Source organism: Rhodococcus sp. TAF43, from assembly GCF_052113525.1.
GTDB lineage: Bacteria > Actinomycetota > Actinomycetes > Mycobacteriales > Mycobacteriaceae > Prescottella.
Genome location: NZ_JBFRDL010000006.1, coordinates 36,828 through 53,638, shown reverse-complemented (window position 1 = coordinate 53,638; position 16,811 = coordinate 36,828). Strand labels below are relative to the sequence as shown.

Genomic DNA, 16,811 nt, shown 5'->3' with positions numbered 1-16,811 from the left:
GTCATCGGGGGCATCACCGCGGCAACATCGGCCTCCTACCTTGGGGTTTCCCACACAGGTAGGAGGCCCAGGTGACCACACTCTCCGATCGGTCCACAGCACCGGATGCGCACGCGCCGGTGGTGCAGGGGCACTACATCGCGCGCTGGGACGCCGAGGACGTCGACGCGTGGGAGGCCGGCGGCAAGGACATCGCCCGCCGCAATCTCGTGTGGTCGGTGGTCGCCGAGCACGTCGGCTTCTCCGTCTGGTCGATCTGGTCGGTGATGGTGCTGTTCATGCCCACCGACGTGTTCGGCATCGACGCGGCCGGCAAGTTCTTCCTGGTCGCGGTCCCGACCCTCGTCGGCTCGGTGTTGCGGATTCCGTACACCGTCGCCACCGCCCGGTTCGGCGGCCGTAACTGGACGGTGTTCAGCGCGCTGGTGCTGCTGATCCCGACCGTGCTGACGCTGTGGTTCGTGATGCATCCCGGCACGTCGTACACGACGTTCCTGCTGGTGGCCGCCACCGCGGGCGTCGGCGGCGGCAACTTCGCGTCGTCGATGGCGAACATCAACGCCTTCTACCCGCAGCGGCTCAAGGGCTGGGCGCTGGGACTGAACGCGGGTGGCGGCAACATCGGTGTACCGGTGATCCAGTTGGTGGGTCTGCTGGTGATCGCGACCGCCGGAAATACCGCCCCGTATCTCGTGTGCGCGGTGTACCTCGTGCTGATCGCGGTGGCCGCGGTCGGCGCCGCCCTGTTCATGGACAACCTCGGCAACCAGAAAGCGGACCTGCGCTCGATGGCGCAGGCACTGCGGATCCGCGAGTCGTGGATCGTCAGCTTCCTCTACATCGGCACCTTCGGATCGTTCATCGGTTTCAGCTTCGCGTTCGGTCAGGTGCTGCAGATCAACTTCCTCGCCGGTGGCGCCAGTCCCGCGCAGGCCGCGCTGCACGCCGCGCAGATCGCGTTCCTCGGGCCGCTGCTCGGGTCGATCGCCCGCCCGATCGGCGGCAGGCTGGCCGACCGCATCGGCGGGGGCAGGATCACGCTGTACACGTTCGTGACCATGGTGTTCGCGACGGCGGTGCTGGTCGCGGCCGGGACCGTCGACGACAGCACGCCCGGTGCCGCGGGCGCCGGCGCGATGACGGCGCTGGTGATCGGGTTCGTGGTGCTGTTCGTGCTCTCGGGCCTCGGCAACGGCTCGGTGTACAAGATGATCCCGTCGATCTTCGAGGCGCGCTCCCGCGAACTCGCCGGGCTGGACCAACCGGCCCGGGCAGCATGGTCGCGCAACATGTCCGGCGCCCTGATCGGGTTCGCGGGTGCCGTCGGTGGTCTCGGCGGCGTCGGCATCAACCTGGTGCTGCGGGCGTCGTACAGCAGTCCCGCGAAGTCGGCGACGATGGCCTTCTGGGTGTTCCTCGGCTTCTACGTGGTGTGCGCGATCGTCACGTGGTTCGTGTTCCTGCGCCGCCCGTCGGTTTCGGAAGCGACTGCCGGACAGCCGATTGCGGTGTCGTCATGACGGCCACCCTCGCCGCCGCGACGGCGACGCACTGCCCGTACTGCGGTCTGCAGTGCGCGATGACGCTCACGCGCGAGGCCGGGAGCGTGACGGTCGCCGGACGCCAGTTCCCGACCAACCGGGGCGGGCTGTGCCAGAAGGGGTGGACCAGCGCCGAACTGCTGCGCCACCCCGACCGGTTGACGACTCCGCTGGTGCGCGACGCGGGCACGCTGCGACGGGCGACGTGGCCGGAGGCGCTGGACCGGGTCGTGGACGGCTTCCGTTCCGCACAGGACGCGGGCGGACGGGACGCGGTCGGGATCTTCGGCGGTGGCGGGCTCACCAACGAGAAGGCGTACATGCTCGGCAAGTTCGCGCGCGTCGCGCTCGGCACGTCGAACATCGACTACAACGGCCGGTTCTGCATGTCGTCGGCGGCCGCGGCGGGGATCCGCGCGTTCGGGCTCGACCGCGGACTGCCGTTCCCGGTCTCGGATCTGACGTCGGCGAAGGCGATCCTGCTCGCCGGCGGCAACGTCGCCGAGACGATGCCGCCCCTGGTCGGGCACCTCACGGCCGCCGCCGACTCCGGCGGGCTGATCGTCGCCGACCCCCGCCGCACCGCCACGGTGGAACGCGCGCTGGCCGGCGGGGGACTGCACCTGCAACTCGCGCCCGGCACGGATCTGCCGCTGGCCCTGGGCATGCTGCACCTCGCGGTCACGGAAGGCCACCTCGACCGGGAGTACGTCGAGGCGCGAACCGACGGGTTCGGCGACTCATGGCTCGCGGCGGCACAGTGGTGGCCCGAGCGCACCGAACGCGTCACCGGCGTGCCCGTCGCGTCGCTGCGCCGGGCGGTGGAGATCCTGTCGCGCTCCCGCCGCAACGACACCGGCGCCTACGTCCTCACCGCCCGCGGCGCCGAGCAGCACGCGACCGGCACCGACACCGTCTCGGCGTGGATCGCGCTCGCACTCACGCTGGGCCTGCCGGGACGCCGCGGCAGCGGCTACGGCGCCGTCACCGGGCAGGGCAACGGGCAGGGCGGCCGCGAACACGGGCAGAAGGCCGACCAGCTGCCCGGGTACCGCAAGATCACCGATCCCGTTGCCCGCGAACATGTTGCGCGGGTGTGGGGAATCGACCCGGCGGACCTACCCGGACCGGGGCGCAGCGCGTACGAGCTGCTCGACGCCCTCGGCCGCCCCGACGGTCCCCGCGCCCTGATGGTGCACGGCGCCAACCTCGCGGTGTCGGCGCCGCGGGCCGGCCATGTCGTCGACCGCCTGCGCTCGCTGGACCTGCTGGTGGTGTGCGACTTCCTGCTGTCGGAGACCGCCGCGATGGCCGACGTGGTGCTGCCGGTCCTGCAGTGGGCCGAGGAGGAGGGCACCATGACCAGCTTCGAGGGCCGGGTGCTGCGCCGTCGTCGCGCAACGACCCCGCCGGACGGGGCGCGCGGTGAGCTCGAGGTGTGGCGGGAGTTGGCCGTTCGGCTCGGGCAACCCGCGTCCCGGTTCCCGACCTCGCCGGAGGTGGTGTTCGACGAACTGCGCCGCGCGTCGGCGGGCGGTGTCGCCGACTACGCGGGTGTCACGTACGCGCGGCTGGATGCGGGCGAGGCGCTGCACTGGCCGTGCCCCGACGTCGCGCATCCGGGGACGCCGCGGCTGTTCCTGGACCGGTTCGCGACCGACGACGGGCGCGCGCGGTTCACCGCCGTCGAGCATCGCGGTCCCGCCGAGCCGACGGATACCGAGTTTCCGCTGCTCGCGACGACGGGACGGGTTCTGGCGCACTACCAGTCGGGCGCGCAGACCCGGCGGGTGGCCGAACTCGCGGCGGCCGCGGGACCGATGTTCGTCCAGGTCCATCCCGACACCGCGGCCCGCGTCGGACTGCGCGACGGCGACGCTGCGACGGTGGTGGCCCGGCGCGGTCGGGTGGCGGCGTCGGTCCGGTGCGACGAGTCGATGCGGCTGGACACCGTCTTCCTGCCGTTCCACTTCGCGGGCGACGCGCGGGCAAACCTGCTGACGAATCCGGCCCTCGACCCGACGAGCCGGATGCCGGAGTTCAAGGTGTGCGCGGTCCGCCTCGAGGCAGGGGCGGGGGTTCGGGCGTGACCCGGCGCGTGGTGATCGTCGGCAACGGCATGGCGGGTGCGCGCCTGGCCGAGGAGTTGCGCCGCCACGAACGCGACCCCGCGCGTCTCGAGGTCGTGGTGTTCGGCGCGGAGCCGCGCGCCGCGTACAACCGGATCCTGCTGTCGAACGTGTTGGCGGGCAGCATCACCGCGCGCGACACCCGGCTGCGGCCGGACGACTGGTGGGCGCGCAACCACGTCGACGTGCGAATCGGGGTGCGGGTGGAGGCGATCGACACCGGGTCGCGGGTGGTGCGCGGCGGCGACGGCACAGTGCTCGGCTACGACGAGGTGGTCCTCGCGACGGGCAGCACATCGTTCGTGCCGCCGGTCGAGGGGCTGGACGTCGCCGCCGCCGGGGTGGTCGCGTTCCGAACCGTCGAGGACTGCGACCGGATCGCCGACGCAGCGGCGCCGGGGTGCCGGGCGGTGGTGCTCGGCGGCGGCCTGCTGGGTCTCGAGGCGGCCCGGGGGCTGCTGCTGCGCGGCGCCGACGTCACCGTCGTGCACCCCAAGGCGGTGCCGATGGAACGGCAGATGGATGCGGGTGGCGGCACGGTCCTGACCCGTGTGCTGACCGGCCTGGGCATGCGGCTGCTGCTGAACCGGCGCGCGAAGACGCTGCGCGGCACCGGCACTGAACGCCTGCTCGTCCTCGACGACGGCACCGAACTGCCGGCCGATCTGATGGTGCTCACGGCGGGGATCCGGCCCGACACCGCGTTGGCGCGCGATGCCGGTGTCGTCGTCGACCACGGCGTCGTCGTCGACGACGGACTGCGCACCAGCGCCCCGCACGTGTGGGCGATCGGGGAGTGCGCGCAGCATCGCGGCGAGGTGTACGGGCTGGTGCAGCCCGGCTGGGAGCAGGCCGCGGTGGTGGCCGACCGGATCACCGGCGCCGATCCGGAATCCGAGTACCGGGGCAGCGAGACGGTGACCCGGCTCAAGGCCCACGACATCGACCTCGCGTCGATGGGGGACGTGGGTGCCGACCTGCACAGCGAGAACCACGAGGTGCTCACCGTCGCCGACCCGGCGCGCGGACGCTACGCCAAGGTCGTGGTGCGCGACGAGCGGATCGTCGGCGCGGTCCTGCTCGGCAGCCCCGACGTGGTCGGCACCGTCACCCAACTGTTCGACGCCGGACTGCCGGTGCCGCACGACCGCATGGTGCTGCTGACCGGCCGCGGCGCCGCGGCCACCGAATCGGTGAGCCCCGCCGGGATGCCGGGCGGCGCGGTGATCTGCCGCTGCAACTCGGTGACCAAATCGAATCTCACGGTCGCGTGGCGGTCCGGGGCGCGGTCGCCGGCCGCGCTGGCGACCGCGACCCGCGCGACGACGGGGTGCGGCGGATGCAGTGCCGCGGTGGAGGGCATCTGCGAGTGGCTGCGGAGCAGTGACCCCCAGGCAGGGGATCCCCACAACGACGACGACGACGAGACCCACGACGAACGAGAAACACCGTCCCGGAAGGAAGGTGCGGCATGAACGAACGGACCGCGATCGTGATCGGACACGGCATGGTGGGCCACCGCTTCGTGGAGGCGCTGCGGGCGCGCGACGAGGCCGACGCCTGGTCGGTGACCGTGCTGTGTGAGGAGGCCCTGCCGGCGTACGACCGGGTGGCGCTGTCGTCGTACGTCGGCTCCTGGGATGCGAAGGAACTCGCCCTGGCGGGCAACGACTTCGCCGGCGATCCCGCCGTGGACCTGCGGGTGGGGGTGCGGGCGGACGCGATCGACCGGGACGCGCGCACCGTGACGACGTCGACGGGCGAGACGTTGGCCTACGACGCGTTGGTGCTGGCGACGGGTTCGTACCCGTTCGTCCCGCCGGTGTCCGGACACGATCACGACCTGTGCTTCGTCTACCGCACCCCCGGCGACCTCGACGGCATCCGGGCCCGCGCGGAGGCCGCCGGGCCGGGCGCCGTCGGCGTCGTGGTCGGCGGCGGCCTGCTCGGGCTCGAGGCCGCGAACGCGCTGCGCCAGTTGGGGATGTCGCCGCACGTCGTGGAGCACAACGCCCGGCTGATGCCGTTGCAGGTCGACGAGGGCGGTGGTGCGGTGCTGGCCCGCCTCGTGACCGACCTCGGGCTCACACTGCACACCGGAACGGGAATCGGTTCGATCACCGACGGATCGGACGGCGTCCGGGTGGAGCTGTCCGACGGGTCGGTGATCGACGCCGCGCTGCTGGTGTTCTCGGCGGGTGTCCGCCCGCAGGATCGGCTGGCCCGCGACGCCGGTCTCGACATCGCCGAACGCGGCGGCATCCTCACCGACAGCGGTTGCGTCACATCCGATCCCGCGGTATTCGCGGTGGGAGAGTGCGCCGCAGTGGAGGGACGCTGCTACGGCCTGGTCGCACCCGGCTACACGACGGCCGAGGTGGTGGCCGACCGCCTGCTCGGCGGCGATGCGGTGTTCCCCGGCGCAGACCTGTCCACCAAGCTCAAGCTGCTCGGTGTGGACGTCGCGAGCTTCGGCGACGTGCACGCCGTCACACCGGGCGCCCTCGAGGTGGTGCTCAGCGACGCCGCGAAGGGGACGTACGCCAAGCTCGTCGTCTCCGACGACGCGAGGACCCTGCTCGGCGGGATCCTGGTCGGCGACGCGTCGGCGTACGGCTCGCTGCGTCCGCTGGTCGGCCGGGAACTGCCCGGCGACCCGGCCGCGCTGATCTCGCCGGCCGGTGAGAAGCCCGGCGCGGGAACACTTCCCGATGACGCCCAGGTGTGCTCGTGCAACGCCGTGACCAAGGGGGAGATCTGTGCGGCGATCACCGACGGGGCGTGCGACGTCGCGGCGGTGAAGTCGTGCACCGGCGCCGGGACCACGTGCGGCGGGTGCCTGCCGACGGTGAAGGCACTGCTCGCGTCGTCCGGCGTGGAGCTGTCGAAGGCGCTGTGCGAGCACTTCACCCAGTCGCGGGCCGAGCTGTTCGAGATCGTCCGCGCCACCGGTACCCGCACGTTCTCCGGGCTGATCGGGCAGTACGGCACCGGAACGGGTTGCGACATCTGCAAACCCGTCGTCGCGTCGATCCTGGCGTCGACGTCGTCGGAGCACGTACTGGGCGGCGAGCAGGCGTCGCTGCAGGACACCAACGACCACTTCCTCGCCAACATCCAGCGCAACGGTACCTATTCTGTGGTGCCGCGGATGCCGGGAGGGGAGTGCACGCCGGAACAGCTCATCACGATCGGTGAGATCGCGCGGGACTACGGTCTGTATCTCAAGGTGACGGGCGGTCAGCGCATCGACCTGTTCGGCGCGCGGGTGGAGCAGCTACCGGAGATCTGGCGCCGGCTCGTGGACGTCGGTATGGAATCCGGTCAGGCGTACGGCAAGTCGCTGCGCACYGTGAAGAGCTGCGTCGGGTCCACGTGGTGCCGGTACGGCGTCCAGGACTCGGTGGGCATGGCGGTGCGGCTCGAGAACCGCTACCGCGGGCTGCGGGCGCCGCACAAGATCAAGTTCGGGGTGTCGGGGTGTGCGCGCGAGTGCGCCGAGGCGCGCGGCAAGGACGTCGGCGTCATCGCGACCGAGAGCGGCTGGAACCTCTACGTCGGCGGCAACGGCGGGCAGACCCCGCGGCAGGCGCAGCTGTTGGCCGGTGGGCTCGACGACGCCACCCTGATCCGGTACATCGACCGTTACCTCATGTTCTACGTCCGCACCGCCGACCGGCTGCAGCGGACCGCGCCGTGGATCGAGTCGCTCGAGGGCGGCCTCGAACACCTGGCCGCGGTGGTGTGCGACGACGGCCTCGGCATCGCCGACGAACTCGAGGACGCGATGGCCCGGCACGTCGCCGGCTACCGCGACGAGTGGGCGGGCGTGCTCGACGATCCCGAGAAGCTGTCGCGGTTCGTCTCCTTCGTCAACGCCCCCGAGGTGCCCGATCCGACCGTGGCGTTCGACGACTCCGGCCCGCGCAGGATCCCGGTCCTGATCGGCATTCCGGACGTTCCGGACGGGAGGCGGGAAAGCTCCTCGCGCCGGTAATCGCCGGGTAACCCCGAAGAAACAACCCGACCGTTCAATGAGCAACAGCACAGGGAGGACTGCGATGACGGTGATGGAAAGCTGGGTGTCCGGCACGACCGACACCCACGAGACGGCCTTCGTCACGGAGGAGCGGCACTGGACGTCGGCGTGCGCGCGGGGGCACCTGACCCCCGGCCGCGGCGTGGCCGTGCTGCTGCGGGGCGGTGCGCAGGCGGCGCTGTTCCTGCTGGCGGACGGGAGCCTGCGGGCGGTGGGCAACATCGATCCGTTCGGGCGGGCCGCGGTGATGTCCCGCGGCCTGGTGGGGGACCGCGGTGGCGAGCCGACGGTGGCGTCTCCACTGCTCAAACAGGTGTTCTCGCTCAACGACGGGCGCTGCCTCGACGACGACGGGGTCCGGTTGCCCGTGTACCCGGTGCGGGTGGTTCGCGGTCGCGGCGACGACGTCGTGCAGGTGTGTGTGATCCCGACGAGGGAAGGTTCACCGTGACGGCAGGGGTCCCGCCGACCGGCGACGAACTGCGTGGATTCACGGTCGGGATCACCGCGTCGCGGCGGGCCGACGAGTTCGCGACACTGCTGACGCGGCGCGGGGCCGACGTCGTGCACGCGCCCGCGATCCGGATCATCCCGCTCGCCGACGACGCCGAACTGGCGCGGGTGACGGATGCGGTCGTCGGCGATCCTCCGGACGTCGTGGTCGCGACGACCGGCATCGGGTTCCGCGGCTGGATGGGGGCGGCCGAGGGCTGGGGCCGGGCCGAGCAGTTGCTCATCGCGCTGGGGGCCAGCCGCATCATCGCCCGCGGCCCCAAGGCGAAGGGCGCCGTCCGGGCGGCCGACCTGCGTGAGGAGTGGTCGCCGGAGTCGGAATCGTCGGCCGAGGTGCTCGAGTATCTGCTCGCGGAGGGCGTGGCCGGGCGGCGCATCGCGGTCCAGTTGCACGGCGCGACGACGGAGTGGGAACCGATCCCGGACTTCTGTGCCGCGCTGCGGTCGGCCGGAGCCGACGTCATCGCGGTGCCCGTGTACCGCTGGACACCGCCCGACGACTGCACCGCGCTGGACCGGATGATCGACTGCGCCGCGACGGGCGGACTCGACGCCCTGAGCTTCACCAGTGCGCCCGCCGTGGCCTCGATCCTGGGGCGGGCCAAGGAGACCGGGATGCTCGAGCCGCTGTTGCGGGCGCTCGGTGGCGGTGTCGCGGCGGTGTGCGTGGGTCCGGTGACGGCGGCACCGCTCGCCTCGTTGGGGGTGCCGACCACCGCTCCGGGCCGGTCGCGGCTGGGGTCGCTGGCCCGGCACATCGCGGAGGAACTGCCGCGGCGGGCCGGCCGGCTTCGTGCGGGCGGGCACGAGATCAGCGTGCGGGGTAACTGCGTCGTCGTCGACGGTGAGGTCCGGCAACTGCCACCCGCGGGCATGGTGTTGATGCGCCGCCTGGCCGAACGGCCCGGGTTGGTGGTCTCTCGTGCGGATCTGCTGGCGGCGCTGCCCGGTGGCAGCGACGACACGCACGCGGTGGAGACGGCGATCGCGCGGTTGCGCGGCCATCTCGGTGCGCCCAAGGCCGTGCAGACGATCGTCAAGCGTGGGTATCGGTTGGCGCTGGATCCGGCCGACTACGACCGACTGCTCGAGCCGAGCCGACCGTGACCGGCCCCGCCTTCGTGTTGGTCGCGCACGGCACCCGCAGTCGGGTCGGGGTCGACACCGTCGCGGAACTCGCTGCCGCGGTGGCCGATCGGATCGGGCCGGTGCGCACCGCGTTCGTCGACGTGGTGGGGCCCTCGCCGGCCGAGGTGCTGCGCGACGTCCACGGTCCCGCGGTGCTGGTCCCGGCGTTCCTGGCGTCGGGCTACCACGTCCACACCGACGTGCCGCGCCTCGTCGCCGAGAGTCGGCACCCCGGTGTGACCGTCACGAAGGCGCTCGGCCCCCACCCGGTCCTTGCGAAGGTCCTGGAGCTACGCGTACGCGAATCCGGTTGGCGGCCAGGAGACGCCATCGTGCTGGCCGCCGCCGGTTCGTCGGATCCGCGGGCCCGCCACGACGTCCGGCGAGCCGCCGCGATGCTCTCGGTTCGGGTGCGCCGCGAGGTCCCCGTCGCCTACATCGCGACCAGGTCGCCGACAGTGCCCGAGGTCGTCGAGCGCCTGCGATCGGAGGGGGAGCGTCGGGTGTTCGTCGCGTCCTACCTGCTCGCGCCGGGTCTGTTCCATGCCCGACTTCACCAGGCCGGCGCCGACGGTGTCGCCGCGCCGCTGGGTGCGGACCCGGCGATCGTCGACCTGATCGCGGAGCGGTTCAGCGCGCGAAGCCCAGTTGGCGTTGCGCGTTCGACAGTGCACTGACGATGCAGGTACCGATCGGCCCGAGCCGGTCGAACATCGTGGTGCTGCCGATGGAGATGCCGTCGACGCTGATGTGATTGTCGGCCTCGAGGCCGATCTCCGGTCCCTCGGGCAGCCGTGACAGCGCCAACGTGAGGTCGGCGTTGATGAAGCCGATTCCCTCGGTTCCCCAGTTGGTCATCAGGCTCGTCGTCTCGCCGACCATCGCGGCACGCACGAACGGTGACGGCTCCTCGCCCGCGACCACGGGAACCTGGTACTGCCATATGCGCTTCCGGCTCGCCCCCTCGTGATCTCCCAGCGACGGTGACCAGCCGGCGGGGTGGTCGTCGCTTCCGATCCACGGATGTGACGGCGCCTGCAGCGGTTCGAGGAGGCTGAGCGGCGGCGGCTGCGGGCTCTCGGGCCGGGTCCACAGTTCCCCCGGCGGCTGGACGCCGCGGCGCAGGAAGACCACCGTTGCCCGTGCGACGGGCTCACCCTTCTGCAGCAGTTCGCCGTCGGCGACGCGGATACGGTTGCCGGTCCGCACGCTGCGGGTCACGACGTCGATCCGCTCGGCGCGCGCGGGCCGGAACAGGTCGACCGTGAGCCGGGCCGGAACGAATCCCTCTGCGCCGTGATCGTTCTCGATGTCGCGGGCGAGCAGTCCGGTGAGTGCGGGCCCGTTGATCATGTCGGACGACCATTTGCTGATCCCCAGTGGCAGCGGCGAGAAACCGTCCCCGTCGCGGGTGAGGAAAGCGATCGATTCGTTCATGGGTGCGCCCACTCCTTCTTCGGTATGTGCCTTCCTGGAACATACGACAAGGGAAGTGACGGGCGGCACATCGGCGTACCCGGGGGACGCACGGATCTTGCGCAGTGGTGTGCAGGAACCGCCCCGATTCCGCGGGTACCGGACTACGGTGAAGAACGACCGGGCACGCTCGGCCGACCGACACTTCCAGGTCCAGGACTCGGAGCGTGCGAGGCGGACGTCGGCGCAGGCCGGGAAGAAGGTTCTTCAGATGACCGCGACATCAGTCGACAGGCAGGGCTTCAGTTCACTCCGCCAGGGCGGACTCAACTGGGACGCGTTTCCCCTCAGGCTGTTCGTGAAGGGCAACGCCAAGTTCTGGAATCCCACCGACCTCGACTTCACGCAGGACGCCGAGGACTGGCTGGAACTCAACAGCGAACAGCAGCGCAGCGCGACGTACCTGTGCGCGCAGTTCATCGCCGGCGAGGAAGCCGTCACCGAGGACATCCAGCCGTTCATGAGGGCGATGGCCGCCGAGGGACGCTTCGGCGACGAGATGTACCTGACGCAGTTCTGCTTCGAGGAGGCCAAGCACACCCAGGTGTTCCGGCTGTGGATGGACGCGGTGGGGCTCACCGGCGACCTGCATCCCTTCGTCGCGGAGAACCCCTTCTACCGCACGCTGTTCTACGAGGAACTGCCCCGATCGCTGCGGGCCCTCGAGACCGATCCGAGTCCGGCGAACCAGATCCGGGCGTCCGTCACCTACAACCACGTCATCGAGGGCAGCCTCGCGCTCACCGGCTACTACGCGTGGCAGAAGGTATGTACCAAGCGCGGAATCCTGCCGGGCATGCAGGAGTTGATCAAACGGATCGGCGACGACGAACGCCGGCACATGGCGTGGGGCACCTTCACCTGCCGTCGGCACGTGGCCGCCGACGACCGCAACTGGGATCTGGTGCAGGAGCGGATGGGGGAGTTGCTCCCGCACGCACTCGGCATGATCCAGTGGGTCAACGACCAGTTCGAGGAGCAGCCGTTCGGCCTCGACCCCGACGAGTTCGTCGCGTACGCCGCGGACCGCGCGCAGCGGCGCCTCGGAGCGATCGAATCCGCCCGGGGCCGCTCGGTCGAGGAGATCGACCTCGACTACTCGCCCGAGACCCTCGAGGACAAGTTCGGGGCGGAGGACGCGGCGGCGATCACCGATGCCGCGGCGGAGGCCGCGACCGCGTGAGCTGAATCTCCATCTCAGAGATCGCTTAATCGGCGCGACTACCGTTCGCGGACCTATGAGCGAACACGAAAATGCCCGCCGCAGGCTCTCGGCTCGGCAGGTTGCGATGATCTTCGGTCTCCTCGTCGTTGCCGTGGTCGGCGCCGTCATCTACTTCACCGCGACGGCCGACGACCCCGGCTCGACCGCCGACCCCGGGTCCGCCGAGCAGGCGCCGCAGGCGGATCCGGGCGCGGACGCGCTGGCGCAGGCTTGGCGCAGCCTGCAGCAGACGAGCCTGCCGCTGTCGCTGCTCAGCGGCGGCGTGAGCCAGTTGGTCGACGGCGGCCGCCAACTCGACGACGGTGCCAACCAACTCTCGGTCGGGCTGGGGCAGGCGCGCGACGGGGCTGGTCAACTCTCGAGCGGGTTGACTGAACTCAGCGGCGGCGTCGGGCTTCTCGGCGACGGCGCGCAGCAGATCAGCGGCGGTGTCGACGAGGTGGTCGACCGCCTGAGCGGGCTGGGGGAGATCCAGGGTCAGGTCACCGGCTCGCTGCGCCAGGTCGCGGCGGCCTTGTCGGCGTCCCCGGACCCGGTGGCGCAGGGCGCGTCCGCCCGGGTCACCGACCTGGTCGCGCAACTCGACGCCGAAGGGATGGGGCCGGACACCCTCGCACAGCTCACGATGCTCGAGGACGGGGCACGTCAGCTGTCGTACGAACTCAACGATCCGTCGGCTCAGTTCGTCAGCGGTGTGGGCCAGATCGCGGACGGCGCGCGGCAGCTCAGTGACGGGCTGGTTCTCCTCGACGACGGCGGCAAGGCCCTCGCCGACGGAACCGGCCAGCTGGTGGACGGCACCGGACCGATCACCGGTGTGGTCCAGGGGCTCTCGACGAACGTCTCGGACGCGTCGAAGGCGCTGCCGTCGGCCCAGGCGCCGACGTCGGGCGCCGACGCCGAGCCCCAGGCCGCGGTGGAGGCCGACGAGGCCGGCTTACCTGCGTGGCTCTATGTCGTTGTGGTGCTTGTGGTTCTACTCGGAGCCGCCATTGCGTGGGGCTCCTTCGTCCTGGGTCGTCGATCAGTTGCGAAGCCGTGAGTCACGTGGGGTGAAACGCGCATGGCAGCATGGTCGTGATCGAGATGGTCGTGATCAAGATGGTCGTGATCAGCCACCATCGCAGGAAGGCACTCATGCGTCACACCGTCGCCCGCATGCTCGGTACGGGCCTCACGGCTGCTGCCCTCGTCCTCACACCGGCCCTCGCTGCGCCGTTCGCCGCCGCTTCGGGCACGGGCTCGCTGGGCCTCACGCCGATGGGTGTGGTCCCCGCTTCCGAGTCGGCGATCCAGCAGCAGTTCGGCGTTGCGGGCCCACATCCTGTTACCCAGACCCGTAACCCGCAGGACTGCGCGGGCCTGACCGAGCTGTACGTGCGCGTCGTCCGCCTCGGCTTCGACGTGCAGGACGAGATGAAGTGTTTCGGCACCTTCCCCGACTCCGGTCTGGGCAGCCCCGTCGGTGTGGAGTTCTACTACCCCGACGACATTGCCGAACTCGGCGCGGTGCCGCTCGTGTTGTGGACGCCCGGCATCCTGGTCGAACCGGGGATCTACGACTCCACCGCCCGGCACCTGGCGAGCCACGGCTACGTCGTCGCGGTCAACTACTCGCTCGTCAACTGGTTCGGCCTCACACACGAGATGGGCGCGCAGGCCGCGGCGGCGGCGAACGCCGACGAGGCCGGCCCGCTGTACGGCCACATCGACCTGACCCGCACGGTCGTCGCGGGCCATTCCGCCGGCGGTGGCTCCGCGCTGATCTCCGGCGGGCGCCTGCAAGAGGTCGGCACGCAGTTCGACCCGGACTTCCGTGTCGTCGGTGCCCTTGCGGTCGAGCCCGGTCCCGCGACGCTCGGCATCGGGGTGCCGCCGTCGACGGTGCCGACGCTGATCGTCACCGGCAGCGCGGATTTCATCGTTCACCCGGCAGGCTGGCCGTCGCTCGTGCAGTATCCGCAGGTGCAAGCGCCCGCGTGGCTGACAACGGTGCGTGGCGCGAGTCACGGCAAGCCCATGGACGGCCCCGCCAACTCCGTGTTCCCGGCCCTCGAAGTCGCTTTCCTCGACTACGTGACGAAGGACTCGGCCGCGGCGAAGGAGATCTTCCTCGGTACCGACTACGCCCTCGCCACCGACGGTGCGCTCGTGAACACCGAGCGCAATACCCAGGCCGACGCGCTGCGGTAGATCGGTGTTCTTGCACTGCTGCTCGTGGTGGCGGTGGTCGCTCGCGTTTCCTTCGTCCGGGGCCGTCGCCACGCGCCGGGGAGTGTGYGGAGTACGTTCCCAGGTTCCGCCGGCCCCGAGGGGCGCGGCCGGAGCCGCACCCCTCGGGGAATCGTGCCGGTTCTTCGGTCAGATGTCGCCGAACGCTGCGGCGTACCGGATGGTGCCGCTCGGGATCCGGCGTCCGTCGAGGGCGAGCACCATGAGTGCGTCGTCGGGGACGTCGACGTTCATCCCGACGCCGTGCTCGGACGCGCGGGCGAACCCGAACCTCGGGTAGTACGTCGGATGCCCGAGGACGGTGACGAAGTGCTCACCGCGCGCCTTCGCGGCCTCGAGGACGGCGCGGATGGCGGCGGAACCGGCGCCGGTTCGCTGATACGCCGGGAGCACCGAACACGGTGCCAGACACAGTGCAGGGGTATCGCCGATGTGGCAGCGAGTGAGCAGGGCATGCCCGACGGCGTTGCCACCCTCGTCGAGAGTGAGCATCGACAACCCGTCGATCCATGCCGGTTCCTCGCGCAACGCGTCGACGAGGTCGGCTTCCTCGGCGGTCTCGAAGGCAGCGAGGGTGATCTGTCTGACAGTCTGGATGTCCTCGTCGGTTTCCGGACGTGTCGTCCAGTGTGAGCGAGTGTTCATGTCGTACTTCCATTTCTGTGGTTCGGGTGGATGTCAGCGCTGCCGGTCGCGGAACCGGTAGAGGGCCCGAATGTCGCGGGTGATGGCCTTGTCGGTCGCGGTGCGCTTGCCGGCCTGTCGTGCGTCGGAACGGGAGGCCGCCCACTGGGTCTCGCGCAGCATTCTGCGGTAGCGGTCGAGTCGGCCGAAGTCGAGTCGACCGTCCGTCACCGCGTCCTGCACGGCGCATCTCGGTTCGGTGCGGTGCTCGCAGTCCCGGAATGCGCAGCCCTGGGCGAGCTCCTCGATGTCGGCGAACACGTGCCGGGCGCCGTCGGTGACGTCGTGCAGGCCGATGCCCCGCAGTCCTGGAGTGTCGATGATCACGCCCCCGCCCGGAAGCGGAAGCAGTTCCCGGTGCACCGTGGTGTGCCGTCCCTTGCCGTCCGTCGCGCGGACCTCGCTCGTCTCCATCCGGTCGGTGCCGAGCAGAGCGTTCGCCAGCGAGGACTTCCCGGCGCCGGACGGTCCGAGCAGCACCGTGGTTCCCGACAACGACCGGACCAGGCCCTCGATGCCCGCACCGGTGTGGACACTGACGGTGACGATGTCGACGCCGGGCGCCACGGTGGACATTTCGGCGGCCGCCACTTCCGGATCACATTCGGCGGCATCGGCTTTCGTCAGCACGATCACCGGCGTCGTGCCGGCATCCCAGGCGAGGGCCAGTAACCGCTCGATCCGGCCGGGTTTGATCGGTGCCGCGAGCGAGGCGACGACGCCGACGGTGTCGATGTTGGCGGCAAGGACCTGTCGATGTGACGTTCGATCCGCCGACGCACGTGCGATCGAGCTGCGCCGGGGGAGTAGTGCCACCAACTCGGGCCGTGGACCCGGACGGAGCGCTGCCCAGTCGCCCGTGCACACCGTGTGCTCGGAGTCGGGAGTAACGACCGCAGTGCTGTCGGCGCGAACCGCGCCTGCCTCGGTCAGTGTGTCGCAGCGACCACGGTCGACGCGGGTGACACGGGCCGGGACCAGTCCGTGTTCGGCGTGCCCGGTGAACATGGCGGCGAACCTGCCGTCCCAGCCGAGTGCGGCGAGGTCGAACTCGGGAGTGGAGGTGGATCGTGGTGAAGACGGTGATGAAGACGGTGATGAAGACATGGTGAGACCCTTCGGGATTCGGGCCCTGTCGGACGACGCGCTTCACCCTCGGAACGCACACGTGCGCACCGTCGACGAGAAGGGGAGTCGTCTCAGACCGGGACCCGGGACGTGAGGATGGTCCGGGCACTGCCCGCGGCAGTGGTCTTCACCGCAATCATCGACTCACCTCCCTGTCTCACTCGCTTCAGAACGTTCGGCGACCACTCTAACGGCGCCGCGCGGCCCTTGCCACTGTGTTTCGAGGTGCCACGGGGAGGGCGTCGCGCCCGGAATGTCCGCGTCCGATAGTTTGCGATACGTACCTTCGGGTTGGTTTCATCGTCGGGCACGTATGGTCGGGGACTTCACTGTGGTCGGGGATGACTGGGGAGGGTCGGCGTCGGATGCCGTATCTGGGTTTGATCGTGATGGTCCTGTGGATCGTGTGTCTCGTCGACGTGATCGTCGCCGAGGAGACCGCGGTGCGGAACATCCCGAAGGTCGGTTGGGCGATCATCGTGCTGTTGCTGCCGCTGATCGGTTCGGTGCTGTGGCTCGTTGCCGGACGGCCGGACGGCGGGTACGCGCCGCGCCGGGCCGGGGCGTCGTCGGGGTTCCCCGAATACGACCGTCCGGGCCGGCAGGTGGCGCAGCGGTCGGAGGACGACGAGGAGTTCCTGCGCCGCTGCCGCGAGCGCGCGGAGGAGCAGCGTCGGATCGGTCGTCAGCAGCGGGAGGGTCTCTCCGACGGCTGA

14 protein-coding genes are annotated in these 16,811 nt (G+C 70.7%); 11 read left to right on the top strand and 3 right to left on the bottom strand.

All coding sequences use genetic code 11. The features are described 5' to 3' along the window. The first annotated feature begins 71 nt into the window (after positions 1–71). The 7 genes from AB4Z09_RS06050 to AB4Z09_RS06020 all read left to right on the top strand — a co-directional run bounded on the left by AB4Z09_RS06050 (position 72) and on the right by AB4Z09_RS06020 (position 10,027). Positions 72–1,520: an MFS transporter gene (locus tag AB4Z09_RS06050; RefSeq protein WP_114721964.1), complete on the top strand. Its 1,449-nt coding sequence runs from the start codon at positions 72–74 to the stop codon at positions 1,518–1,520. Beyond that, positions 1,517–3,631, top strand: coding sequence for a molybdopterin oxidoreductase family protein (locus AB4Z09_RS06045; protein WP_442239361.1), 2,115 nt, complete (start codon positions 1,517–1,519; stop codon positions 3,629–3,631). The genes AB4Z09_RS06050 and AB4Z09_RS06045 overlap by 4 nt, the downstream gene beginning before the upstream one ends. Further along, positions 3,628–5,145 carry an FAD-dependent oxidoreductase gene (locus tag AB4Z09_RS06040; RefSeq protein ID WP_442239360.1) on the top strand — a complete coding sequence of 506 codons (1,518 nt, stop codon included), beginning with the start codon at positions 3,628–3,630 and terminating at the stop codon, positions 5,143–5,145. The genes AB4Z09_RS06045 and AB4Z09_RS06040 overlap by 4 nt, the downstream gene beginning before the upstream one ends. Beyond that, a complete protein-coding gene (gene nirB / locus AB4Z09_RS06035; protein WP_442239359.1) occupies positions 5,142–7,667 on the top strand; it encodes a nitrite reductase large subunit NirB in 2,526 nt (841 codons plus the stop codon). Before AB4Z09_RS06040 ends, nirB begins: the two co-directional genes overlap by 4 nt. A 64-nt stretch (positions 7,668–7,731) precedes the next feature. Continuing rightward, complete coding sequence (gene nirD, locus AB4Z09_RS06030) at positions 7,732–8,160, top strand: nitrite reductase small subunit NirD (protein ID WP_442239358.1); 429 nt, start codon at positions 7,732–7,734, stop codon at positions 8,158–8,160. Beyond that, positions 8,157–9,329: a uroporphyrinogen-III synthase gene (locus tag AB4Z09_RS06025; RefSeq protein ID WP_114721968.1), complete on the top strand. Its 1,173-nt coding sequence runs from the start codon at positions 8,157–8,159 to the stop codon at positions 9,327–9,329. The genes nirD and AB4Z09_RS06025 overlap by 4 nt, the downstream gene beginning before the upstream one ends. Then, positions 9,326–10,027: a sirohydrochlorin chelatase gene (locus AB4Z09_RS06020; protein WP_114721969.1), complete on the top strand. Its 702-nt coding sequence runs from the start codon at positions 9,326–9,328 to the stop codon at positions 10,025–10,027. The genes AB4Z09_RS06025 and AB4Z09_RS06020 overlap by 4 nt, the downstream gene beginning before the upstream one ends. On the opposite strand, the gene AB4Z09_RS06015 is transcribed toward AB4Z09_RS06020, so the two are convergent. Next, positions 9,981–10,787: an acyl-CoA thioesterase domain-containing protein gene (locus AB4Z09_RS06015; protein WP_114721970.1), complete on the bottom strand. Its 807-nt coding sequence runs from the start codon at positions 10,785–10,787 to the stop codon at positions 9,981–9,983. The genes AB4Z09_RS06020 and AB4Z09_RS06015 overlap by 47 nt on opposite strands. A 250-nt stretch (positions 10,788–11,037) precedes the next feature. Between AB4Z09_RS06015 and AB4Z09_RS06010 the strand changes: the two genes are divergently transcribed. From AB4Z09_RS06010 to AB4Z09_RS06000, 3 genes are read left to right on the top strand one after another with little or no spacing between them, the layout of a single operon-like run. Then, positions 11,038–12,009 carry a R2-like ligand-binding oxidase gene (locus AB4Z09_RS06010; protein ID WP_442239357.1) on the top strand — a complete coding sequence of 324 codons (972 nt, stop codon included), beginning with the start codon at positions 11,038–11,040 and terminating at the stop codon, positions 12,007–12,009. 55 nt (positions 12,010–12,064) lie between these two features. After that, positions 12,065–13,093, top strand: coding sequence for a hypothetical protein (locus AB4Z09_RS06005; protein ID WP_442239356.1), 1,029 nt, complete (start codon positions 12,065–12,067; stop codon positions 13,091–13,093). A 29-nt stretch (positions 13,094–13,122) separates the two neighbouring features. Continuing rightward, positions 13,123–14,244 (top strand): poly(ethylene terephthalate) hydrolase family protein, encoded by a 1,122-nt coding sequence (locus AB4Z09_RS06000; RefSeq protein WP_114721972.1) that lies wholly within the window; start codon positions 13,123–13,125, stop codon positions 14,242–14,244. 168 nt (positions 14,245–14,412) lie between these two features. Here the strand turns inward: AB4Z09_RS06000 and AB4Z09_RS05995 are convergent, their stop codons facing one another. After that, entirely contained in the window at positions 14,413–14,928 is a 516-nt protein-coding gene (locus AB4Z09_RS05995) for a GNAT family N-acetyltransferase (protein WP_442239355.1), read from the bottom strand. A gap of 33 nt (positions 14,929–14,961) precedes the next feature. Next, complete coding sequence (gene rsgA / locus AB4Z09_RS05990; protein WP_442239354.1) at positions 14,962–16,074, bottom strand: ribosome small subunit-dependent GTPase A; 1,113 nt, start codon at positions 16,072–16,074, stop codon at positions 14,962–14,964. A gap of 386 nt (positions 16,075–16,460) precedes the next feature. Here rsgA and AB4Z09_RS05985 point away from each other — a divergent pair, with 386 nt between their 5' ends. Further along, positions 16,461–16,811 carry a PLD nuclease N-terminal domain-containing protein gene (locus AB4Z09_RS05985; RefSeq protein WP_114721975.1) on the top strand — a complete coding sequence of 117 codons (351 nt, stop codon included), beginning with the start codon at positions 16,461–16,463 and terminating at the stop codon, positions 16,809–16,811.